This window comes from Allobosea sp. 10L422 (genome assembly GCF_056395345.1).
In genome coordinates, this window is sequence record NZ_JBFTJI010000007.1 from 13,602 (window position 1) to 37,078 (window position 23,477).

The following is a 23,477-nucleotide window of genomic DNA, read 5'->3' on the forward strand; positions in this document are numbered from 1 at the left end:
GCTAACGGCCTGTGCTTCGCGGAGCGCGACCTCGGGCTGGACTTGCACCATGATTTTGGAGAGCGATTTCGGTTCTTCGCGGCCCAACTCTCACACCGAAGCGGACTTTGAAGCTGAGCGCCGAATGGCGCCGGATGGGGTTGTAAATGCTGTCGATATATCGGCCGATGGCGGCCGCACCCTCGGCCCGACTTTGGATGGCGACGCGCCAGACCAGTTCGGCCTGCAGCATCTTGAAGAAGGCCTCGACCATGCCGTTCCCGAAGCAGTTTCCCTTGTCGGACATCGATATCTTGATCCCAACGCGGCGCAATTCCGCTTGATACGCGATGGCCCAGTAGTGGCTGCTGCGATCGAACCAGCCCGTTCAGCAGCCCCCGAATGATGACGGCACGACGTAGAGCGCACGAGGGCAATTCGTTATGGGATGATCGTTGGTTGCTCAAGGCGCAGACGGGTTCGCTCGATCACGGCAAGATCGGCGGGCACAAGCAGCCGCGGCTGTCGGGCGAGACGGCGGATTGGTTGCGCGAACGCTGTCGCTCGGGGCCTTTCACGACGCGAGGCCTGACGGCGGAGTTGCTGGCGCGCGGCATCAAAAGCGACCGGCGCAGCGTCTGGCTCCTCCTGCATGCGCAGGGGCTGAGCCTCAAAAAAACCGTGCTGCCGGCCGAACAGACCCGACCTGACATCGCCCGCAAGCGAGAGCGTTGGAAGACGCATCAGGCCTGCGTCGATCCGCGCCGCCTCGTCTTCATCGACGAGACCTGGATCAAGACCAACATGGCACCGCTGCGCGGCTGGGGCCCGAAGGGAGAGCGCCTTCAGGCGCGTACGCCACATGGTCACTGGAAGACGCTGACCTTCATCGGCGCGCTCAGATGCGACCGTGTCGATGCGCCTCTCGTCATCGACGGCCCGATCAACGGGAGCTCTTTGCCCTCTATGCCGAGAAGGTTCTGGCCCCGACGCTGGCCAAGGGCGACATCGTCGTCCTCGACAATCTCGGCAGCCACAAGGGCCAGGCCGCCCGTCGCGCGATCCGGCAAGCGGGCGCCCATTTGCTCTTCCTGCCGCCCTACAGTCCCGATCTCAATCCGATCGAGCAACTCTTCGCCAAGCTAAAACACTGGATGCGCGACGCAGAGGCCAGGACGGTCGAGGCAACATGGCGAAAGCTCGGAGACCTCCTCAACCTCGTCTCACCAAACGAATGTGCAAATTATCTCAAAAACGCCGGCTACGCTGCCGTATAAATGAAGCATGCTCTAATGCCCAGATCCCCCGCGATCTCCCTTCTGCGTGCGACCGCTCGCCTCGACCAACAGGATGGCCTCAGCCTCAAACCCCTTATCGACCAACGCTGGGCTTGATCAGCAGACGCGCCTCATTCTCCCAGAAGAGCTCTCCCCTTTGCTGAAGCACATCCACCGCGCGATTGTGGCTTGAGAGCATGGATATGTGGCTTGTATGAGAGTTTCTGATTTTTCATTCCCCGATATCAGACAGATAAGCGACATGCCTCTCATCCTTCACATTGGCTACCACAAGACCGGATCCACAGCGATCCAGAATTGGTTGCAAGACAATCGAGAAAACTTGGCTTCCAACGGTACCATCTACCCAGCCGGTCTCAGCAGCTGGCTTGGACATCCAGAAATGTCTTGGATCTTCGAGACGGCGCACTACCCTTGGCAGGATAAGACGTACTCGCTCGATGAGACGCTGGCGCACTACCAGCCGCATCTGGAAACCAGCCTAGATCCCAACATTAAAGTCGTTTTAAGCTCGGAGGAGTTCTGCCGGCTCGAGTTCGACCTCGCCGCCCTATTGCGCTTGCGCGATACTCTGGCCGCTTACGCCCCTATCATCGTCGGTTATGTCCGCAACCCGATGCCGTTCCTGCTGTCGCGCTATCGCCACGAGGTTCAGCACGGCGCCGAGCGCCGGGCCCTGCGCGAGTTCTTGCTGAACTTCGATAACCTGGTTTCGGCGGCCTTCGCGTTTCGGGCAAATGTCTGGCGGAGGATCTTCCCCGATTCATGCATCTTCCGGAGCTACGAAGACGAGTTCGATAGCTGCGGCTCAATCATCAAATCCTTCGGAGACCTGCTCGGCCTGGAGGGAATGCAGTACCCAACGGGCCACGACGAAAAAGAAGTGAAAATGCATCCGACCTTGCTGGACCTGACGCGTCTGGCCGCCGGATCGGACATCTCCGCCGAATGCAAAAACCAGATATTCGAGGAAGCCTTTGCCCTGTCGAACCTACTGCCGCCTACAAGCTTGGAGAACCTGCTTGCGACGGCAGGTCTCGGAATCGACGTCCAGACGGTCGTCGGCACAGTGCCGGACTTCCAGCACAAGGAGGGCGAGGATCTCTCGACGATCATAAAGATGCGCGGGGCCGCGCGCCGCCACAGTGCGAAGGCTCCAAGGCTGACAGCCTCGGCCCGCTCCGCCAAGCGCAAGCCCTGATCGGACGGCGGAGCAAGACCAGATGCTAGGTCCGAAACCACCGTCGTGGGTCACGTTCTCACCACGGCGCACCTTCATCACCGGCGCCCCCTCGCTCGCCGGGACGCCCAGGCCCCTTCGACCAGCGCGGGCGTCTTTGACGTTGCCTTATTTTGTATCGAGCATTGAAATCGTTTCTGGCGGTTTTGGAACCCGTTCTGGCAGACGAAGCGACGGTCTCCGGCGCTGTGCTGTCGCCATAACGCGGCGAGGTGCCCAGCGCGGCAGCTGTCGCGACAACGCTATAGCAGATAGCTTCTTGACCCGCTCAAGCGCCAGTCCACATCAGTCCATCTCAGGGCTCAGCGTCTACTAGGCAGAATCTAGCGCCCTTCTGGGATCGGCGCGCCGGCCAGTGGCTGGCCCAGAGGGGCGCCACGGGTACGGTGGGGACATCGCGTCAGGCTGTCGGAAACTTCCTTCGAAGTTACTGAGGCCAACTGCGCACTGAAGTTCAGGCGCTCGCTTGGCAAACCGAACTTTGCCCGATATGCCGCGAGGCAACATGATAAACGCTGCTAACTCGTTTGTGCCGTGCCGCATCCTGTGCGAGATGCTAAGAAGGCGTAGTGGGAAATGACGTCGCGCTCGATCTTTCGACCGCCAACCATAGTTAAGCGGCATGAAGGTGATTGCTTCATTCCGAGTTACCCTGCGCCACCTACGCAAGACCTTAACCTCCTGCAGATCATCCTGGGTGCACGCCGGAACCTCATCGAGATCTGGCCCGCCAAATACTACCGCTCCGGCATCGACAGCTTTCGCATCCTGCGCCGGCAAATTGTTTTCGTGAACAGCCCAGAGCACATCCGGCATGTCGTCGTGACGCGTCACGACAATTTCGAACGAAAAAGCCCTCAGATGCGGCGCGCGCTCGAAGCTCTGCTGGGAGACGGTCTCTTCATCAGCGATGGCGAGACCTGGAAGAAGCGCCGGCCCCTTGTTGCCGACATCGTCCACAAACGCCGTTTGCCGGAATTCGGGCAGACCATCGAGGACGCGGCGCTCGCGGTCGCCGCCGAGTGGGCCGCCCTGCCTGCCGATGCTGAAGTCGAACTCACCGAGGAAATGGGGCGCCTGACCGCCGCGATCATCTCGCGGGCGGTCTTCGGCAACAATATCGCGCGCGAAGCCGCCCAACAGGTCATCGACGGCTTCAGTGCCTATCAGCGCCATGCCGACTCCTTCAATCTCGGTTATTTCCTGGGGGCGGACAAGGGTTGGCCGCCCTTCGGCGGCAAGCGCCGGCGCCGGGCCATCGCGATGGTTCACGGCGTCGTCGAAAACGTCATCAACGCCCATCTCGCCGGCGAAGGCGATGCCGGTTCGATGGTCGACCTGCTGATCCGCCGCAATCAGAAAAGCGGGGGCGAACCGCTGGATATCACGGCGCTACGCAACGAGGCGGCGACGATTTTCATGGCCGGGCACGAAACCACGGCGACGACGCTGACATGGGCTTGGTATCTCCTAGCCAATGCGCCTTGGGTGAGACGCAGCGTCCATGACGAGATCGCCGCAGCTTGCGGCACCCGAGCGCCTACCTTGGCCGATCTGTCGCAATTGCCTTGGTGCCGCGCCGTCATCCAGGAGACGCTGCGCCTCTATCCTCCCGTCCCCCTGCTGCCAAGGCAGGCCTTGGAGGCCGATCGCATCGGCCATATCGATGTCGAGAAATCCGCTCTCGTCATGATTGCGCCGTGGCTGCTGCATCGTTCTGTGGATCTCTGGGATAAGCCGAACCATTTCATGCCGGAGCGCTTCTTGTCCGGCACCCGGATCGATCCCTTTGCCTATATTCCCTTCGCGGTCGGCCCGCGAATCTGTCCGGGCATGAATTTCGGCCTAGACGAGGCGACCTTGTGCCTGGCGATCCTGGCTCGGCGCTTTGAGGTCCAGCCGCGGGAGGGTTACAAGGTCGAGCCGGTCTGCCGCTTGACGCTGCGTCCCAAGGGTGGTCTGCCCGCCCGCGTGGTCGCTCGCGCACTGCAGCACATGATCTGACGGGACGAGACCGCTATGCAAGCCCTTGAGAGAGTGCTGCATCACGCCTTGCGGCGGCTGCCGATCTCGTTTGTCTCGAACCTCGGCGCCCGGCTGGCCTGGCTCAAGATCCGCTTCATCGACCCTGATGTCGCGCGCAAGGCCCGCGCCAACATCCGGCACCATTTTCCGGCCATGCCTGAAGCGGAAGCCGAGAAGCTCGCATGGCGGTTCGTCGAGAATGTCGGGCGGCTGATGGCGGAATTTTCCATCGTCCATCGTTTCGCCGCGGCCGAGCGAATGGAACTCGTCGGTGCGGATATTGCCCGAGCTGACGTGGGAAAGATTCCGACCATCGCGCTGTGCCTGCACCTCGGCAATTGGGAGGTCCTGGCGTCCGCATTGCAGACTATCGGTGTTCCGATCGCGTCGATCTCGGAAATTCCGGACAACGCCGCACATCGCGACATCGCCGAGGCGACTCGCAGCGCGTTCGATGTCAACGTCCTCCCACCAGACCGAAATGGAGCGCTCCGCGCGCTCTCTATCCTGAAAGGCAATGGCGTCCTTGCCGTATTCCCGGACGAGAAACGCAACGGAACCATGATGGCGCCGCTCTTTGGCCGCCAGCCCCACCTCAAAGGCAATCTGGCTTTTGTGGCGAAGCTTGCGCGGCGCACCAGCGCGCAGATCATCGTGGCCTATTGCGAACGGGTCGGCGAGACGCGGTTTCGACTGCAATTCGAGCGGCCTTTCCATATGGATCCGGGTGTCGAAAGCCCGCTCGCCGATGTCGCCTTCCTCAACGACAGGATCGAGCCGATTATCCTGCGCCATCTCGAGCAATGGTATTATCTGGACGACTCGATCGGGCCGGTCGCGTAGAGCCCCTCCCCCGCAATCGCTCGATCGGAGAACATCCAGTGCCAACACTGCCTCCGCCCAAGATTGCCGTCATTTCCGGCGGCTCGAGCGGCATCGGTCTGGCTTGCGCGCGCATCCTCCTGGAGCGCAGCTACCGCGTCATCCTGCTGGCACGCGACATGGACCGACTGCTTGATGCCAAGACGCTGCTCGGCCCCAAGTGGGCTAATCTGATTGATCTCCAGCCAGTCGACGTGACCAATGCTGTGGCTTCGCAAAGCGCGATCTCTGAGATCGAGGCTCGCCATGGCCGCATCGACTGGCTCATCACATGCGCGGGGATCGTCGAGCCGGGACTGTTTTGCGATCTCGAACTCGCCGCTCATCGCGCGCAGATGGAAACGAACTATTTCGGAACGCTTCACCTGATCCAGGCCGCCGTTCCGCTCATGCGCGGCAATGGCGGCCGGATCACGCTGGTGTCGTCTGGCGCGGCCTTCATTGGCATCGCCGGTTATAGCGGCTATGCGCCAGGCAAGTTCGCAGTCAGGGCACTCGCGGAAATCCTGCGCCTGGAACTTGCAGCCGACCGCATCGCCGTCAGCGTCGCATGTCCGCCCGACACCGAAACGCCGCAGCTGGCGAATGAGAGGTTGAAGCGGCCCGCGGTGACCCGCCTGATCTCCGAGCAAGGCGGCGTGATGACCGCCGAGCGTGTGGCCGAGCGGATCATCGAGAAGGCTGAGAAGGGAGTGTTCCTGCTGGCGCCGTCGAAAACGATGGCGCTACTGGCCTGGTTTCACAGCCTGTACAGACCGCTGCTCGTCTGGCAGCAACAGCGACTGCTCAAACGCAGCCTTGGTCCTGAGAAACCATGAGTCCAGCAATTTCGCCTCATCGACCGTACCGTCAACTTGCTCCCGATCAGGTCGGACCATGATCTATATCTGCTACGGCATCACGAAATCGGCGAGCACCTTCCTCTATCAGATGACAGAGGAGGTCTTCCGGGCTGCCGGACGGCCGGTCGTCCGGCTGGGCGCGCCATTCCGGAAGTCGGATTCGGTCGAGAACTACTTCAACTTCATCGATCACGATCTTCTAGGCGAGATCGAGCGCCATGTCGGCGGAGGCGACATTGTTCTCAAAACGCACGGGCCACCTCGCGGCGAGGTCGCAAACCACGTGGCAGCGGGGAAAGTCCTGGCGAGCGCTTCGATCAGGGATCCGCGCGAGATCGCGCTCTCGATGATCGATCACGGTGCGCGCTCGCGGCGCTGGCGAAACAAGCCGTTCTCGGAATTCGTGACTATCGCCGACACGCTGAACTCGCTCGACATCCAGCTCGGTTGCTTTCGGGAGTGGGCTGTCGTCGAGCCAGTGAAGATCTTTACCTACAACGAGATCTGCTACGACAGCGCTGCCGTGATCCGCGCCATTTCGAACCAGATCGGTGCAGCCATCGACGTCAAGAACGTCCTTGCCAAATTCCGCGACAAGGGTGTCATCGGCCAGTTCAGCAAGGGCAAGGCGCTGCGCTACGCGGAGATGAGCCCCAGCGATCAAGCAGTCTTTCTTGAGCGCTATGCCACGCTCTACGCCTCCTATGCATTCGACACCGACAAGGCCCGCAGCGTTGCCTCGGAGCAATCATCGCTCAAGCTGCGGGCATCAGGCGAGCTCGCCCAGCACATCACCAATCTCAGACGCCGCTTCGGCATCTGAGAACAGATCCGAAGCGCAGAACATTATCAAGCGCTGTCAGCCGAGGACGCGGTCGTAGACCGCCTTCATCCGCTCGGCATAGAGCGCGGGCGAGAAGAACTCGGCCCTCTTGCGCCCTCGGCTCACGAGTTCCGCGCGCAGATCATCGTCGGCATCTAGCGTCCTGATCGCATCCCGGATCTCCTCGATCTTGTAGGGATTGACCAGCATCGACGCGTCGCCGGCAACCTCCGGCATGGAGCTCGTATTCGAAGTGATCGTCGGCGTCCCCAGCAGCATGGCCTCGAGGATTGGAAGACCAAAGCCCTCGTAAAGCGAGGGGAACAGCACCGCCCGCGCGCCCCGGATCAAGGACATGAGAGAGGCCAGCGGCACATAGGGCAAGCGCTGGACCCGGCGCTCGGGCCTGATATGCGAACCGTCGAAGCGCCAGCTCAGCAGCCGCTCGTCCTTCAACGTTTCGAGATCCTGCTCGTATTGCCATCCGAGACCGCCGACCAGGACGAGCGGCCGCGTCGACCCGGAGGCGGCGTAGGCCTCGACCAGTCGCGAGATGTTCTTCTTGGGTTCGACAGCGCCCAGGAACAGAAAGTAATCCCGGAACGAGAGGCCATATCGATTTTCGACATCACGCGCAGCATCCTCGTCCGAGCTCGAAATCGAAGCTTCGCTGACGGAGACGGATTGCCAGGTGTTGGTGATCCGCTCGTCGGGAATATCAAAAAATTCCTGGACATCCCGGCGCGTGAATTCCGAAACTGTCACGATGTGATCGGCTTTCTCGGCGAGATGCCTGATCATATTGTAAAAATACTTCTTCTTATCCAGCGTGGCATAAGGAAGTCGAAGCGGAACGATATCGTGGATCGTGTAGATGTTGGCCGCGCCCTTGACGAAGGCGGGCGTTGGGCGCGTCACATGGAACAGGTCGTGGCGCCCCTCCGGCTTAACCTCCATCCGGCTGCCGAACCGGTTGAAATGGAGAAAGGACCGCTCCCAGAGCCGGACCGATCCATGCATCGGATGGCGCCGCTCCGCCGCCCTGCCCGAGCCGGGATCGAGCACCATGCGCGGCGCTGGCAGGCGCTGTGCCCGCAAGCCGGCCGGCGCCCCGATCGTCCAGTCGATCGCACGGCCGAGCATCTTCACGGGGTCGATCGCCTTTGGATCGATCGCATCGTTGAGAACGACTTCTGACAGGAGCGCTTCGCGTCGATTGACGCTGCGCTCGATCCCGACGAGCAGCTCGACATCATGCCCGAGGCCCGTTGCAGTGCTGGCGAGGTTGCGTGCGTAGGTGGCGATGCCAGTGCCCTGCTTCAGCGTCATCGCATGGGCTTCCAGAAGGATATTCTTCGACACCGGATCCATCTTTCCTGATGCTGTTCGCGATGACCCGCCGTAGCGGCGTCTCGCCTGACGCGGGACCAAGCCTCGCGGTTCCTATGATTGGCGGATAGGGCGTGAGGCCACGTCCTATCGACGCAAAATCTCGTTCAGCGAGACATCGCCCAAGGCCTTCACCTCGCGGGCCAGACAATCGACGGCGTTATCGATCTGGGCGTCGCTATGTGTCGCGTTGATGAAGAAGCGCAGCCGCGCCGCCTTCTCGGGAACCCCAGGCGGCACGATCGGGAAGGCGTTGACGCCTTGCTCCAGCAGCCGCTCGGCGAGCATGACGGTGGGGACCGTCTCCCCGATCACGATCGGAACGACGCCGAAGCCCCAGCTTTCGCCCGTATCGAGCCCGGCCGCGTGGGCCCGGTCCCGGAAGCGTTGCGACTGACGTTGCAGATGCAGGACGCGCTCGGGCTCGCGCACCATCAGATCGAGCGCGACAGTGGCTGCGACCGCATTTGTCGCGGGCATGCCCACGCTGTAGACGAAGCCCGGCGCCTGGTGCTTGAGAAGGTCGACGACGGCGGCGCAGCCCGCGACATAGCCGCCACAACTGACCAGGGATTTCGAGAGAGTGCCGAGCCAGAGGTCGACGCCCTCAGGCGTGACGGATTGATGCTCGAAGATGCCACGCCCGGTCTGCCCGAGGACACCGAGGCCATGAGCGTCATCGATCATCAGCCAGGCCGAGAAATCCGTCTTGATCTCGATCAGGCGCGCCAGATCGGGACCGTCGCCATCCATGGAGAACAATCCCTCGCTGACGATGAGAACCCGCTCGAAACGATGCCGCTCGGCCGCGAGCATGGCCTCCAGCGCATCGAGATCGTTGTGAGGAAACAGCCTGCGAGCGCAGCCGGCCAGCTGAGCCCCGACCACGATGCAGTTATGGATCAGGGCATCGTGAACGATGAGATCCTTCGGTCCCAGCAGCGTCGCGATCGATGACACCGCGCCTGCATGGCCGGAGACGAAGGCGATGCAGTCCTGCGTCTCATAATTGCGGGCCAGCGCCTGCTCGAGATCACGGTGTACCCGGCGCTCGCCGGCGGTAATTCGGCTGGCCGACACGGAACTGCCGTATTCCGTGACAGCCTTGGAAACCGCCTCCGTAATCTCGGGATGACCGTTCAGCCCGAGATAGTCATAGGAGGCGAAGTTGGTGACGGGCCTGCCCTCGACCACCGATGTCGCCCCGGCGCGAACCTCGTGCAGGCGATAATAGGGGTTTTGCAGCTTGGCGAACTCGGCAAAGCTCCGCTGGAATTGCATCTGCTGGTACAGCGGATGATCCTCGAAGGCGATGCTGGTGCGGGTCTGCGGCCGTGCGGCGAGCGCAGCCGGCGCCGGTATGGCGCGCGGAGCCTCGTCCATCCGCGCCAGGAGACTAGCCAGCGCGCCATCCGTGAGAGGTGAGCTCTCGTCGTTCATTCGGCCCCACCATGGCTGGCGCGGCGGACCATCGCCTCGACCTGGCTCGCTTGCTCGGGCGAGAGATCCATCTTCGAATGCACGTTGGCCAGCCTGATGATGGTTGCCTGCATTTTCTCGGCGGGAGCTTGTTCAACGTCCTCCTCGGCCTGATCGAGCTGATCGACGATCGTGCCGGCCATGTCGAGGAGGCTGCGGTCGCCGGCCCCTACCACCGCGATCTGAACGCCGATAGCTTCTTCGAGCGCCATATGGAGCTCCAACGCCATCAGCGAGTCCAAACCGAGATCCGCAAGCGGCCGGGTCAGATCGACCTTGCCCTCCGCCATGCGCAGGATTTCCGCCACCTCGCGGCGCAGGACACCGGTGACGATCCCGATGGCCTCTTCGCGGCTCTTCCCACGCAAGGTCGAGCCCAAATCCTCGGCATGGACCGCCCGCACCTCGCCACCGGGATGACCGAGATCGATGAAGGCAGCGCTCTTGAGCAGGTTCAGCTTGTCGGCGCCGCCACCGGGCGAGATTCCGGCGAAGAACTGCACGGGATCGGCAGCGTTGCCGAGGCTCAGGAGCCGGCCGAGATGCGCTAGCGCCTCGAAGGAGCGCATCGGCACCACGCCGGTCGTCCGCCGCAGACGCTGCCCGAGCTGCTTGTCCCGGGCGATGAGGCCGACATCGGAGATGGCGCCCCAACCGATGGCGAGACCCGGCTTCCCCTGGCGGCGCCGGCCGCGCATGAACCCTTCGAGGAAGCCGTTTGCAGCGACATAGGCGCCCTGCCCCGGGCTGCCGATCAGCGTCGTCGCCGATGAATACGCCACGAAGAAATCGAGCGGTTGATCCTGGGTAGCCTTCGACAGGTTGATGATGCCGTCGACCTTGGTCCGCAGAACCGCCTCCAGGCGCTCCGCAGACAGATTGGCGATCAAACCGTCGTCGAGATGCACCGCTGCATGGATCACGCCCCGGACGGGTCCATGCTCACGCGCCAGCTGCGCGACGGCGGCCGCCACGGCAGGCCCGTCGCAAACGTCGAGCGCTTCGACGATGACCTGCGTACCGCCGGCCCGCATCTCGGCAAGCTGCGGCGCGAGGTTCTTGTCCACCTCGCCGCGACGGGACAGCAACGCGACATGTGAGGCGCCCTTGCGGGCAAGCCATTGCGCCGTTGCGAAACCGAGTCCCGCCGTGCCGCCGATGACGAGATGGAGCCCAGGGCGGACCTTGTAGCTCATCGAGGCCAGGTCGGTCCGTGCGACGCGCGGCGGCCGGATCACGATCTTGCCGACATGCTCGGAGGCCTGCATCGTGCGGAACGCCGCGCCAACCTCGTAGGCTTCGAAGCTGCGATAGGTCAGCGGCCGCAACCCCTGCTTCTGGAAGGCCGCGGACAGCTCCGCCATCATCCCGCGCACCAGCTCCGGATCGGCCGCGAGCAACTCGTCGAGGTCGATGCCGCTATAGGCGATGTTGCGCAGGAACGGCCTCAAGGCCAGCTGGGTGTTGTCGAGGAAGTCCCGCTTTCCCAGTTCGAGGAAACGCCCGAACGGCTTCAGCAAGCGGAAGCTCGCGAGCATCGCGGAGCCCGCCAGCGAGTTAAGCACGACATCGACGGCGCCGAACCGCTCGCGGATTTCGCCGGCGAAACGCTCCTGACGGGAGTCGAAGACTGCGTCCGCCCCTGCCGCTGACGCTATGGCACGGCGTGCCGGGCTGCTGGCGGTGCCGAAGACGCGCGCGCCATGGAGCTTCGCGATCTGGATCGCCGCAAGGCCGACGCCGCCGGCCGCACCGTGGACCAGGACGTCGTCGCCGGCACGGATCCGGCCGCGTTCGACCAGCGCATACCAGGCCGTCGAGAAAGCGACGGGAATGGTCGCGGCAGCTTCGAGATCAAGCCCGTCCGGAACGGGGAAGAAATGCCAGTCGGGGCAGACGATGTGCGAAGCGAAGGTGCCGGTGGCAAAGCCCATCACGGCATCGCCCGGTCGCAAGCGCGTCACGCCCGGACCAACCCGGCTCACCCTGCCCGCGCATTCGAAGCCAAGCGCCGCGCGCGTCAGTCCCGCACCGAGCAGATCGTCATCGAGGAGACCGAGCCCGACCATCACATCGCGATAGTTCAAACCTGCAGCGGAGACCTCGACCTCGATCTCGCCTGCTTGCGGAACAAGGCGCGGTTTCCGCTGCCACTCGAAACCGTCAAGGCCGACGCCGTCGGCAAAGTGGAGCACCGCACGCTCGTCGGGGCCGATCGGCGCCTCAAGTCCGATGCCGCGGCGAATGCGGCCGACCTCGATCCCATGGGAAGCCATCCGCAGCTCACGCTCGGCATTGTCGAAGGCCAGGATATCGGCGAGGCCGGCTGCCGGGGCGGAATCGGAGAGGTCGACAATACGCAGGTCGATCTCGGGGAACTCGTTGATGGCCACACGCATGAAGGCCCAGACACCGGCATCCTCGCCGACGCGATCGGAATCGGTCGTTTGGCCGCTCTCGGTCAGAACCACCATCCGGCGTGGCCGTTCCGCCGCAGCGAGCAGCTTCAACAATTCGGTCAAAATCTCGATGCGAGCAGAAAGTCTGCGGCCTGGCGCAGCATCCGAAATCTCGGGCGTGACGATGATCGTGGCTCGCTCGCCGCCCGGAAGCGTCTCGAGCCACGCGGAAAGCGTCTCGATCCGATCGCAATCGAAGATCCCGGCCACCAAGCCATAGCGATCGTGGCTGTCGCCTGCGCCCGGCGCGGCCAGGACGGCGAAATGTTCTGGCGCAACCTGCGGCCTGCTGGGAGCGGCGGCCCGGGCCGTGAGCAGAACCAGCGTGCCGTCCGCGCTCTGGTGTTGTTCTATGGCGGTGGCGCGGACCTCCTTCAAATGGCGCCGAGCCCCTTCCATCCCGCCATGCGCAGCACTTGCCTGATCCTGCCAAACGGAAGGCGTGGAGGCGCCCAGAAGGAAGGACAGATGTGGATCTTCAACGGGGCTCGCCAAAAGGACCGGTGCTTCGCCAACAAGCAGATCCATCGCACCGCGTATCGCCGCTTCGTTGCTCGCCCATAGCGGCGAAAGCGGCATGTCGCAGCCGATGAAAGCATCGAACCGAGAGGGAGCGGACTTTTCGACGCCATCAAGGATGAGCATGTCGAACAGGCTGCCGGCTCCAGGCCAATGTCTCTGCTCGTCGGCTCTCGCCGCGTTGGCAACGGCCATCGTGACCCGCGCGCGGCCAGCTTGGACCGCCTCCGCCAGAGCCTCGGCAAGCCCGCTATTCCAATCCCCGGCAACGAGCAAACGCAAGGGCCTGCCTGCAGCCGCGCTCCACGCGGTGAGCGTGCTGCCCACCAGATTCCGCATTGCCGCGGAAAGCCCGAGCAGGCTCCAGTGATCGTGGGCGAAGCCGGCCGGACGCGCCTCAACCTCCCCCGTGCGCAGGAACGGCCCCGCATGGCTCAGCGCCAGGGCGGCCAGCCGCAGCTCGCGGTTCGCCGCCGGAACCCGCTGCAGCAGCGTGCCGAGCAGGGCTTCCGGCGAGGGCAACTCGAAAGTCGCCGACAGCCGCGTGCCGTCCTCCGCGCTGTCCAAGCCGCCGGCCATTGCCAGCACATCCCGGGCCAATCCCAAAAGCGGCTGGGCCACCGGCGGAACCGTGCCGTCGACGACGACGCTCTCGAAGCTGTCGCCTCGTTCGGGCGACAGCAGATCGCGGCAGAGTCTCTGCGCCAGCGAAATGGTGAAGGCCTTCAGCAGGAGCGAAAGCTGCTTGGTTTCGCCGGGCTGGCCGCTGCCGGCATCCGGCAAATGGCCCACGACGTCCGGCAAGACCACCGGTGCGATCGACAGATGCTCTTGCCGGAATGTCCGCTCGATCATGAAGGGTTTGACCAGATGGACCGAGCGCAGGACGGCGGCCTCGATCGCCGCGACAAGCACTCCATCCTCACCCAGCAGGATGACCGAGAGCGTCTTGAAGCGGTCGGTCTCCCGCGACAGCTTCGTCACCGAACGCGTTATCTTCGTCGCCGGCTTCCAGACGCGGATGCGGCGAAAACGGATCGGGAGATGCGCCTTGCGCTCGCCGTCGCGTTGCGGGCGCGCAAGGAACAGCCCGTGGAAGCTGCCGTCCAGCGAGATCGGGTGAAGCACATGCGAATCGTCGAAGGCGCCGGTGCCGCCTTGGGGAACCGACAGGCAGCTTTCGCCGACGGTCTCGTCCCGCAGCGTCGAGAGCACAACCCGGAAGGCCGGGCCGTAGTCCAGGCCGGCGCGTTCGGCGGCCGCATAGATCTCCGCGGCCTGGCTGAATATCGGGTCCTCGACCTCGGGGATCTCCGGCACTTGCGCCGCTGCGGCAGGCCGCAGCGGTTCCAGCGTCCCACGGGCGTGCAGGATCCAGTCCCCGCCGCCGAAACGACGCCTGCTCCAGACCTCGATCGAGCCGGTATGCTCGAAATAGCGTGTCGAAATCTCGCGTGTCTCATCATCGGCGAAAGTCATCGCCTTGGTGATGTCGAATTCCACGATCTCCAGCGGCACGGCACCGAACAATTCGCGGCCGGCCGCAAGAGCGAGCTCGATCAATCCCGCCGCGGGCATGACCACGCCGCCGTCGACACGATGGTCGTCGAGATAGGGCAACAAGACGGGATCGAGCAGATTGCGCCATTCCGGAGAGCCATCCGAGAGACGCGCCCCGAGCAGTGGGTGCAAGGGCACGCTTGCGATCAGGCGGCCATGAGCGCTGATCGCTTCGTTCGTTCCCTCGAAATGATACTGCTCCGGCTGGAAGGGATAGGGCGGTAGAGCTGCGATCTTGGCAGGAGCGTCGCCGAAAACGGCCCGCTGCTCGTGAACGATGCCATTGACAGCAAGACGAGCGACCACCGCGCAGACCGGATCCCGATCCATCGCGTCGTTGGTCGACAGGGTCGACAACACGGGCCCCTGGATTTCGGCCGCCTTCAGAATATCGGAGATCGGGCCGACGAGGATGGCTCGCGGCGAGATTTCGATGAAAGCCGCATCGGAATGCGCCGCCAGTGCCGTCTCGACCGCTTCGCCGAAGCGGACGGGGCGGCGGATATTGTGCCACCAATAGAGCTCGTCCAGCTCCTCGCGCGCCAGCGCGCGGCCGGTTACGGTCGAATAGAAGGGCGTGTGCGGCGGCTGGGCTACGATTCCGCCGAGATCGCGCATGAGAGGCTCGCGGACAACATCGAGCGCGCGGGAATGGAACGGATAGTCCACATGCAGCGGGACGCAGGCGACTCGGCTCTTGCGCGCCACCCGCGCCAGCATCTCGAGTTGACCGGCAGGCCCGGATACCGTCGTCGAAGTGGCGCTGTTGTAGGCGGCGATATCGACCTCATCCGCGCCGGATTGCCGCAACAGGTCCTCGACATTCGAAGAGTTGCTCGCCAGGACCAGCATGCGGCCCTTGCCACGCACGGCCTCCTGGTGCCGGCTGCGCTTGTGCATGACCTGCAGGGCGTCGTTCCGGGAGATCAGCCCGCAACACTCAGCAGCCGCGATCTCTCCGACACTGTGGCCGAGGACCCCGGCAGGACGGATGCCGTATTCGGCCAGAACGGCAGCAAGGGCTGACTGAACGGCGAAAATCAGCGGCTGAGCGATCGAGGTTTGCTCGAGTAGCTCGGGCGAGACACCGTCCCGCAGGCAGTCGGCAATCGACCAGCCGGCGATGTCTGCGTAGAGGCGGTCGATCTCGTCGATCTCGCGCTGAAAGGCCGCGTTGCTACGATAGGCAGCGACGCCCATCTGTCCGAACTGCGCACCGTTCCCGCTGAAGACGAAGACGGAGTCGCGGACCGCGCCATGGACCACGGCTGTCGAGGCACGGGCCTGCACATCGGAGCCCTGCCCGAAGGCGCGCAGGGTATTGGCCACATCCGCCGCGGCAATTGCCCCGCCAGCAAGTGGGATGGCCATGCGATGCGGCAATACCTCTCGCTGATATGCGAGCGCGCCCGCCACATGGGCACTCGTTTGGCCGCCCGAAATCGTCTCCGCGATTTGCTGAGAGCGAGTCTTCAGCGCGTCCGCAGTGCTGGCTGAGACCAGCAACACTTCGGCGGAACGTGAGGGCGGTTTGTGCGTTTCGGCGGGCTCATTGGTTCGTGCCGTGCGCAGGATTGCATGACCGTTCGTCCCGCCGAAGCCGTAGTTGCAGATGCCGGCGAAGAGCTCCCGGCCATCGGATGGCAGCGCAAGCGGTTGGGTGACAGGCGAGAGGTTGAGGTCATCGAAGGCGATGGCCGTGTTCCGCTCTTCCGCGAACAGCGAGCGGGGAACGACGCGATGCTCCAGCGCGAGGCTCGCCTTCAACAAGCTCGCGAGGCCCGAGGCAGCCTCGAGATGGCCGATATTGGATTTGACCGAACCGATCGGCAGAGGGCTCGCCCGGCGCTGCCCCAATGCTTGGCCGATAGCCGCAGCCTCGATGGGGTCGCCGATCTTAGTCCCCGTTCCATGCGCCTCGACAAAAGCGAGCGCATCAGGGTCGAGCCCCGCCGACCGGTAGATCGTCTCGATCAAATGCTGCTGAGATTCCGTTGAGGGCAGCGAGATGCCATTGGTCCGGCCGTCCGCATTTGTACCGGCGGTGACGACCACGCTGCGGATCCTGCGCCCTGCGGCAACCGCGTCGGGCTCCCGTTGCAGCACCAGCACCACCGCCCCTTCGGAGCGCACGTAACCGTCCGCAGCTTCCGAGAACGGCCGGCACAGCCCGGTCGGCGAAAGCATGCGGGCTTGCGAGAAGCCAATGAAGGGAACCGGCGAAAGCAGCATGTTCACGCCGCCGACGATCGCCACCTCGATCTCCCCGGCCCGCAGAGCTGCGACAGCTTGCGACAGGGCCACGAACGAAGACGAACATGCCGCGTCTGCAGTGAAACTCGGCCCCTTCAGGTCAAAGACGTAGGATAGCCGGTTGGCGAGAATTGACAGGGCATTGCCCGTCATGAAGTGGCTGCCGATGACGGCCGGATCGAACGCGCCGACACTCTGATAATCGGCAAGCGAGGCGCCGACATAGACGCCGATATTGCGCCCTGCCAGCGCTGACGGAGGCAATCCGGCATCCTCGCAGGCTCGCCAGGTCGCGGTCAGCAGCAGGCGCTGCTGCGGGTCCATCTGCTGCGCCTCACGCGGCGAAATATTGAACGGCGCCGGATCGAACCCAAAGGCATCGTCTAGATACCCTCCGGCGAAAGTATAGGAGAAGCCAGGAGCGGGGTCGCCCGGACGAAGGAACCGCTCGATGTTCCAGCGGCCGTGCGGCCTTGGCGCGACGACGTTTCGGCCGGACTGCAGCAGTTCCCAGAATGATGCGAGCGAATTCGCGCCGGGCAGGATGCACGATGCGCCGATGATGGCGGCTTCGGCGACGGTAGACTGCTTTCGAAACGACATAGACTTCAGCAATCTCGACGATCCCGTGCGATCAGCGCAGGTATATTGCGGCACAGTCATGCCGCCACACCCGACCTGCTGATAAGGGGCACTCGCGCAAATTACAATACGACCTAAACTTCAGATTGCGCCGCCAGCCTCGATCTTATGGACAAACTGTGAAAGCGCCGCGAAGTAATCGGACCAGGTGAAACTGGCATAGCCCGGAGAAGCAGCCAGGCGGCGTGGCTCGGCCGATATGAGCGACGTAACGGCAGCTTCCCAGCCCAGGCCATCGATCGGATCGACGAAGACCGTTTCAGGATGCCCCACTTCGCGATGTGCGGGGATGTCGGAGGCAATGACGGGGGTGCCGACCGCCGCGGCTTCGACAACAGGCAGCCCAAATCCCTCGATGAAGGACGGCATCAGCAATGCGCGCGCACCGCTGATGACGCGCTTGAGCGCTGGCGTAGACAGGCCGTGGAGCACATGAATCTGCGCGCTTACATCACCTGAGCGCCGCAGCCGATCGAGGATCAGGTCGCCTTGCCAGCCCTTGGCTCCCGCGATCACGAGGTGGGGCGTATTCGGCCCGAGACGGCGATGCAAGCGCTTCCAGACCTCCAGAAGCATCAGATGGTTTTTTCGCAGTTCTATCGCGCCGCAGACCACGAAATACGGGATGGAGGCGAGCGTCGGGTCTGGGTCAGGCGGGTGACGGAAGATCGACGGAACCGGCAAGGGCAGGGCGAGCGTGGGCAGCGCCTTGACACCTCGGCGCTCCAACTCCACCGCGATCGCTTTCTGAGCAGCTCGGGTCGTGACGATCAGGCCAGCAGCGTAACGCGCCGTTTGATCGACCATGGTCGAATGAGCCTTGACCGCGCTCGGCGCTACGTATTCCGGCGTTTCAAGCGGGATGACATCGTGCAGCATGAAAAGCGGTCGGATATCCGGCCTTTTATTTAGCCAGCGAAGCAAGAACGGTACGGCAAGGCCGACCTGTCCGACATTCAAGTACACTGTGTTTTGCTTGAGCGTTCTGGCCGCATCGTCACCGAAGCCGATGCCGGTTGCCTTGATGAGGGAAGTCATCCGGGCTGTCTGGGTCAAGGGCCCGCTTGACGGAAGGTACCACGACGATTTCCCGGCCTGCATCGTCGGTGCGAGCGATGTCCAGGCGCCGTCGACCGCCGGCAGCTTGTTCTCGGCCCACAATTCCTCCAATCGGGCCAGGCCGCGCAGGACGCGCTCACGCGGAAAAACACGTGTGCCCCAGGCCGTGGGAAGGATGGCGCAACAATCGTCTTTCTCATGCTCGAAGAAATAGCGCGCATAGGCGAGATCGACCCGGTCGATGCCGCGCGGGGTCAGGGACAGCGGCCCCAAGAAGAGTCGCGTGGCGTCATAGGCGATCGGCACAGAGGAATCCTACAGGGCTGGCTGAGTTCGATTGCCGATCGTTACGGTCTCAAAATATGTCGCCCCGAGCGGGCCACGATCCGACCTTGTGATGAAATACGGTTTATTCGCCGACGATGCTTGAAACCGGCAGCGTACTCGGCAATAGCTAGCTCCATCATTCCATTCAACCAGCAAACGTCCTTGATACGCATCAATAACAGCCTTGTCGGCGCTGTCGAGCGGAAGGCGCTGGCTTGGCTCGTCAGGCGTGTGCCGGCGCGAATGACCCCGGATACGCTGACGGCTTTCGGCATCTTCGGCGCCGCTCTTACGCTGGTAGGTTATGTCCTTACTGCTTGGTCTGCCGGATTCTTATGGCTGGCCTCTTTGGGCTTGGTGCTCCATTGGCTCGGCGATTCGCTCGACGGCAATCTCGCGCGTTTCAGGAAGATCGAGCGGCCGAAATACGGATACTTCCTCGATCAAACGATCGATGTCATCGGCAACCTGTTGATCTGCTTGGGAATGGGGCTCTCGCCCTACGTGCGGATGGACATCGCTCTGTTGGCGCTCGCTGGCTACCACGCGCTGTCGATCTATTCGCTGGTCAAGGCTTGTGTCTCCGGAGAGTTTCACATTTCTCTGGTCGGCTGGGGGCCGACCGAAATGCGTTTGCTCATCATCCTGATGAACACGACGATCTTCTTTTTCGGCGCGCCCGAATTCGTCTTCGCCGGTCTGACCATGACGTGGTGCGATATCACCGTGCTGTTGATGGCAGCCGGCTTCTTCGCTGCCTTCGTCCACCTGCTCGCGAGCTATGCGGCCGAACTCGCCCGCGAAGAACGCAGTGTTCGCGACGAGGAGAGGCGGGTTCGCCGCCCGCGTATCGTCTGAGTCGACCGCCACCCGGGAGGGAGCGCGCGCTCAGCCGTAGTAGGCGATGTATTTCCGGAAATAATCTTCCCAGGTCACCCATTCGCCGCGAACGAGGTATTTCCGCCTGGCATCCGCCCATCCGATCTGTAGTGCCGCCGCGACTTTCGGATGGATCGGGACCTGCAGGCGACTCAGGGAATCGAGCGAGCCGGGCAGCCAGAAATGGAGCGAAAGCCCGAGTTCCTTCGCGACCTGCCTGACCAGCATCTTCATGATGCGGCCATTGGGATGAGCGGTCGTATAGAAGGTTTGCCTTTTCCTGAAATTCTCGAGGATATAGGCGCCGATTCCGGCCTCGAACTTCCGGTCCATATCCTCGAGACGGGCCTGCTCGAAGCGATGCAGGCGATTAAAGTCGATGAGCCGATCGACCTCGAGCGTTTCATACGCTTTGAAGCGTTGCTCATGATCGGGGACCTCCCGCCGCAGGCGCGCCAGCAAGCCGTCGAAATAGGTGAACTCGAAATTCGGGAAGTCCCGATTGCGAGCCACCTTGTCGTCCGGCCCGTTGAACGCGTCGAACGGCCAGGGCGAGGCAAAGCGAACGCAAGGGTAACGCAGTGTCGGCAGGTCGCTCCGCACATGGGCGCGCAGCGGATATTGATCCCATTCCCGGATATCCTGGATGAGAAGGAGGTCGCACTCCTCCAGATCGCGTTTGCCCTGCTCGTGCAGATTGACCGGAAGCTCCATGTAGTGGTGCTTGACCGAAAAATGGCGTGAGAAGCCTGAATGGTAACGAAGTGCCTCGGCCAGCAGGTTGCCCTGACAATTCCCGAAGATCACGATCTGCTTTTTGACCGACGTGGCGGCCGCCGCCCTCCCCCGCGCCGGCAAAATTGATGGAGGTATTTCCGCGGTTAGCCGGCGCAGATCGAGCGAGCGGAGGACGACATCGGCATTACGGAAGTGACGCAGCCGGATGTCGATCGTGCGCGGCACCCCGACATCGAGGCTCAGATCTTTCGCGATGGCGAATTCGAGCGAGACCCGGCCGGTTTCGAGTTCGCGCCCATCGAACTGAGCGCGCCCCAGGACAATGCCATCCCGCGTCTCGACGGCGATTTCGAGCGCAGGCGCCGACGCGCTCCGCATGCGCTTGAGCTCGCAGACCACATCGGCGCGATAGGTCCCGGCCGGAAGTCGCAGAATTGCAGAGCTGCGGCCCAGTTTCAGGCGCGTCATCGAAAGGGGGGTGAGACGCACCGCTCCCGGAATGGGCAACGTCCGCAGCCGGCCGAGCAACCGCCACGGCTCGAGCCGCCCCGGTGCATCAGTCAGCGGCTCGGCGGAGGCTTCGCGATGCAGCGTGACCGAAGCCATCGTCAAAAACGCATTGCCGAAATGGGTGAAGCGGAACTCGAAAGGGGCATCGGCACCGCTTTCTATGCTGAGCTCCCGCGGCACTTCGAAGGCCAAGCTCAGTTCGCCGCTGCGGAGCTCGGCCGCCGTGTAGTCGCGCCATGCGCGCAGGATTCGATTCTGCGCGATGACCTCGAGGCCCATGACGGGATGCTCGCCCTGTAGCGGCAGGCGCACGCGACACTGAAACGATATGCGATATCGCCCCGCCTCCAGACGCAGGAAAGGACCGTAGAGGAACGCCTGCGCCGGAATAAGAAGAACAACCGATACGGTACCATCGGACCAGCGCCTCGCCGGTTCGCGGACCTCCATCAGCGACAGGAGCGGCCGCGAATCACTGTTGCGGGCTTCCGGCGCGACCTCCTGCGTTGTCCTGACCTGCGCTAAAGCATCCATTCTCGGTTCCACCGGATCATGGCCGGGCCTCGTGCCTCATTTGCCAAAGCGCGATGCGGCAACCAACACCGCCTGCCGGCCTTGCCCTGCTCTAGCATTCCTTGCGTCAACACGCAGCCGGCGCAGCAAGGTTTTCGCGGTTGATCTGGCCGCGGCGCGTCTCCATAGAATAGCGATAGTGCTTTCACCTCGCTCGTGAGGCAGAAGAAACTGGAGGCGCCTTCTCCTGCCTCTCGGACCGATGCCCGCGCCCGTTTTATAGATAGCTTTCAATGAGCCATTTCTCGTCTTTGGCAGAGGTCTTGCAGCATCAGGCCGCAAGACGGCCTGAGATTGCCGCGGTAACTGTCTATTCCGATCGCCCCGGCGATCGGAATAGACTGACCTTTGCCGAGCTCTGCGCCCAAGCATCGCATCTCGCACAGCAACTCGCAGCCGAAACGACGCCTGGCGACCGCGCTTTGCTCATCTTCCCATCCTGCCTGGAATTCGTCGTCGCCTATTTCGCCTGCCTGATGGCCGGTGTCGTTGCCGTCCCGATGATGCCGCCGCGTCGCAACGCGAATCACGACGCCAGCGCGGCCATCATCGCGGACTGCGCACCGCGTCTGGCGCTGAGCCCGGCGTCCGATCCGGATCCGCGCGGGCTGCTGCGCCAGCGCCTGGCGGAACGGGGCATTCGCCACATGCTTGTCGCGCTGGCTCCCGAGCCTGCGCCGATGAGCGCCCTACGGCCTCACCCGACGAACCTGGCCTTCCTGCAGTATACTTCAGGCTCCACCTCGTCGCCGAAGGGCGTGATGGTCAGCCACCGCAACCTGCTCGACAATCTGGCGATGATGCAGAGGCGCCTGGGCAACCATGCGGATTCGGCCCATGTCAGCTGGATTCCGCTCTATCACGACCTCGGTCTGATCATGAATTTGCTGCAGCCGATCTATCTCGGCGCGCCATGCGTTCTCATGACGCCATCGGGATTCATGCACCGCCCGCTGAACTGGCTCAGGGCGATCCACGACCATCGCGCCGAGGTAGCAGCAGCTCCCAATTTCGCTTTCGATCTGTGCGTCGACCGGTTCCGGCCGGAGCAGATGGAAGGCGTCGACCTCAGCGGCTGGAAGGTCGCTCTCAACGGCGCCGAGCCGGTGCGCGCCGCGACGCTGGAACGATTCGGCGCGACCTTCGCCGCCTATGGCTTCAACGCGGAAGCGATGCGTCCGGCATATGGCCTCGCGGAGGCGACCTTGCTGGTAACCGCCGCCAAGAGAGGTGCCGTTCCACGCATACGTCAGGTGAGCGCGAAGGCTCTCAAAACCGCCCGTATCGCGTCCCCCGAAAATGCCGAAGACAGCTGCCCGATCGTCAGCTGCGGCTCCCCCATGGACGGCTTATCCGTCCTGATCGTCGACCCGGCCACGCAACGATCGTTACAGCCCGGCGAAATCGGCGAGATCTGGATCCAGGCTTCGAGTGTTGCGGGCGGCTATTGGCAGCGCGCCGAAGATAGCGAGCGCGTATTTCACGCGCAGCCTCAGACGCCTGAAGACGAGGCCCCCGAGCAAGCCGGCGACTGGTTGCGAACCGGGGACCTCGGGCATCTCGACGAGGATGGCGAGCTCTACGTTGTCGGCCGTATCAAGGACGTCATGATCGTCCGGGGCGTCAACCATTACCCTCAGGACATCGAGGCCACGGTTGCCGCCAGCCACCCTTCCCTGCGGCGGGATCACGGAGCGGCCTTCACCGTCAAGGACGAACAGAACGTCGAGCGCATCGTCGTCGTCCAGGAAGTCGAGCGCAGCCAGCGCCATACCGTCTCCGAGCCGGAGGTGTTTTCAGCGGTTCAATCGGCCGTGGTGAACAATCACGAGGTGGCCCTGCACAAGATCGTGCTGATACGGACCGGCTCGCTGCCGAAGACGACGAGCGGAAAGGTTCAGCGCAGCTTGGCCAAGCGTCGCTGGCTCGAAGGAACACTCGAGCCATGGAACCTGCCGGAGCCGGTTGAGGATCGCAGCACCGTCTCCGCTTGACGGCTAC

12 protein-coding genes and 2 pseudogenes are annotated in these 23,477 nt (G+C 63.2%); 8 read left to right on the forward strand and 6 right to left on the reverse strand.

Features of this window, described 5'->3' with window-relative positions:
* Window position 1 precedes the first annotated feature (1 nt).
* Window positions 2–425, reverse strand: a pseudogene (locus AC1DEZ_RS15105) (IS3 family transposase); the annotation flags it as partial.
* 7 nt (window positions 426–432) lie between these two features.
* Between AC1DEZ_RS15105 and AC1DEZ_RS15110 the strand changes: the two are divergent.
* The 6 genes and pseudogenes from AC1DEZ_RS15110 to AC1DEZ_RS15135 all read left to right on the forward strand — a co-directional run.
* A pseudogene (locus AC1DEZ_RS15110) lies at window positions 433–1,256 on the forward strand (IS630 family transposase); the annotation flags it as partial.
* A gap of 214 nt (window positions 1,257–1,470) precedes the next feature.
* Entirely contained in the window at window positions 1,471–2,478 is a 1,008-nt protein-coding gene (locus tag AC1DEZ_RS15115; RefSeq protein WP_476779869.1) for a hypothetical protein, read from the forward strand.
* Window positions 2,479–3,093: 615 nt separating this feature from the next.
* Window positions 3,094–4,521, forward strand: coding sequence for a cytochrome P450 (locus AC1DEZ_RS15120; protein WP_476779870.1), 1,428 nt, complete (start codon window positions 3,094–3,096; stop codon window positions 4,519–4,521).
* Window positions 4,522–4,554: 33 nt separating this feature from the next.
* A complete protein-coding gene (locus AC1DEZ_RS15125) occupies window positions 4,555–5,385 on the forward strand; it encodes a lysophospholipid acyltransferase family protein (protein ID WP_476779871.1) in 831 nt (276 codons plus the stop codon).
* 38 nt (window positions 5,386–5,423) lie between these two features.
* Window positions 5,424–6,242 carry an SDR family oxidoreductase gene (locus tag AC1DEZ_RS15130; protein ID WP_476779872.1) on the forward strand — a complete coding sequence of 273 codons (819 nt, stop codon included), beginning with the start codon at window positions 5,424–5,426 and terminating at the stop codon, window positions 6,240–6,242.
* A gap of 58 nt (window positions 6,243–6,300) precedes the next feature.
* The gene (locus AC1DEZ_RS15135; RefSeq protein WP_476779873.1) at window positions 6,301–7,089 is read left to right on the forward strand and encodes a hypothetical protein; all 789 of its coding nucleotides are present in this window, start codon (window positions 6,301–6,303) and stop codon (window positions 7,087–7,089) included.
* A 36-nt stretch (window positions 7,090–7,125) separates the two neighbouring features.
* Here the strand turns inward: AC1DEZ_RS15135 and AC1DEZ_RS15140 are convergent, their stop codons facing one another.
* The 4 genes from AC1DEZ_RS15140 to AC1DEZ_RS15155 all read right to left on the reverse strand — a co-directional run bounded on the left by AC1DEZ_RS15140 (window position 7,126) and on the right by AC1DEZ_RS15155 (window position 18,755).
* Complete coding sequence (locus tag AC1DEZ_RS15140) at window positions 7,126–8,451, reverse strand: glycosyltransferase family 4 protein (RefSeq protein WP_476779874.1); 1,326 nt, start codon at window positions 8,449–8,451, stop codon at window positions 7,126–7,128.
* 114 nt (window positions 8,452–8,565) lie between these two features.
* Complete coding sequence (locus AC1DEZ_RS15145) at window positions 8,566–9,918, reverse strand: aminotransferase class I/II-fold pyridoxal phosphate-dependent enzyme (RefSeq protein WP_476779875.1); 1,353 nt, start codon at window positions 9,916–9,918, stop codon at window positions 8,566–8,568.
* Window positions 9,915–17,351, reverse strand: coding sequence for a type I polyketide synthase (locus AC1DEZ_RS15150; protein ID WP_476779876.1), 7,437 nt, complete (start codon window positions 17,349–17,351; stop codon window positions 9,915–9,917). Before AC1DEZ_RS15150 ends, AC1DEZ_RS15145 begins: the two co-directional genes overlap by 4 nt.
* Window positions 17,352–17,471: 120 nt before the next feature.
* The gene (locus AC1DEZ_RS15155; RefSeq protein ID WP_476779877.1) at window positions 17,472–18,755 is read right to left on the reverse strand and encodes a glycosyltransferase family 4 protein; all 1,284 of its coding nucleotides are present in this window, start codon (window positions 18,753–18,755) and stop codon (window positions 17,472–17,474) included.
* Between the two features lie 120 nt (window positions 18,756–18,875).
* Between AC1DEZ_RS15155 and AC1DEZ_RS15160 the strand changes: the two genes are divergently transcribed.
* Window positions 18,876–19,634 (forward strand): CDP-alcohol phosphatidyltransferase family protein, encoded by a 759-nt coding sequence (locus AC1DEZ_RS15160; protein ID WP_476779878.1) that lies wholly within the window; start codon window positions 18,876–18,878, stop codon window positions 19,632–19,634.
* 30 nt (window positions 19,635–19,664) lie between these two features.
* Here AC1DEZ_RS15160 and AC1DEZ_RS15165 read toward each other — a convergent pair whose 3' ends face one another.
* Window positions 19,665–21,437 (reverse strand): WcbI family polysaccharide biosynthesis putative acetyltransferase, encoded by a 1,773-nt coding sequence (locus AC1DEZ_RS15165; RefSeq protein WP_476779879.1) that lies wholly within the window; start codon window positions 21,435–21,437, stop codon window positions 19,665–19,667.
* A 272-nt stretch (window positions 21,438–21,709) separates the two neighbouring features.
* Here AC1DEZ_RS15165 and AC1DEZ_RS15170 point away from each other — a divergent pair, with 272 nt between their 5' ends.
* Window positions 21,710–23,470, forward strand: a complete 1,761-nt coding sequence (locus AC1DEZ_RS15170; RefSeq protein ID WP_476779880.1) for a fatty acyl-AMP ligase — start codon at window positions 21,710–21,712, stop codon at window positions 23,468–23,470.
* The last annotated feature ends 7 nt before the right edge of the window (window positions 23,471–23,477 follow it).

What these genes read in the sequence shown, in the direction of transcription:
- AC1DEZ_RS15115 (WP_476779869.1), top strand. Translation starts at nt 1,471, where the DNA reads ATGAGAGTTTCTGATTTTTCATTCCCCGATATCAGACAGATAAGCGAC.
- AC1DEZ_RS15120 (WP_476779870.1), top strand. Translation starts at nt 3,094, where the DNA reads ATGACGTCGCGCTCGATCTTTCGACCGCCAACCATAGTTAAGCGGCAT.
- AC1DEZ_RS15135 (WP_476779873.1), top strand. Translation starts at nt 6,301, where the DNA reads ATGATCTATATCTGCTACGGCATCACGAAATCGGCGAGCACCTTCCTC.
- AC1DEZ_RS15145 (WP_476779875.1), bottom strand. Translation starts at nt 9,918, where the DNA reads ATGAACGACGAGAGCTCACCTCTCACGGATGGCGCGCTGGCTAGTCTC.
- AC1DEZ_RS15150 (WP_476779876.1), bottom strand. Translation starts at nt 17,351, where the DNA reads ATGTCGTTTCGAAAGCAGTCTACCGTCGCCGAAGCCGCCATCATCGGC.
- AC1DEZ_RS15165 (WP_476779879.1), bottom strand. Translation starts at nt 21,437, where the DNA reads ATGGATGCTTTAGCGCAGGTCAGGACAACGCAGGAGGTCGCGCCGGAA.
- AC1DEZ_RS15170 (WP_476779880.1), top strand. Translation starts at nt 21,710, where the DNA reads ATGAGCCATTTCTCGTCTTTGGCAGAGGTCTTGCAGCATCAGGCCGCA.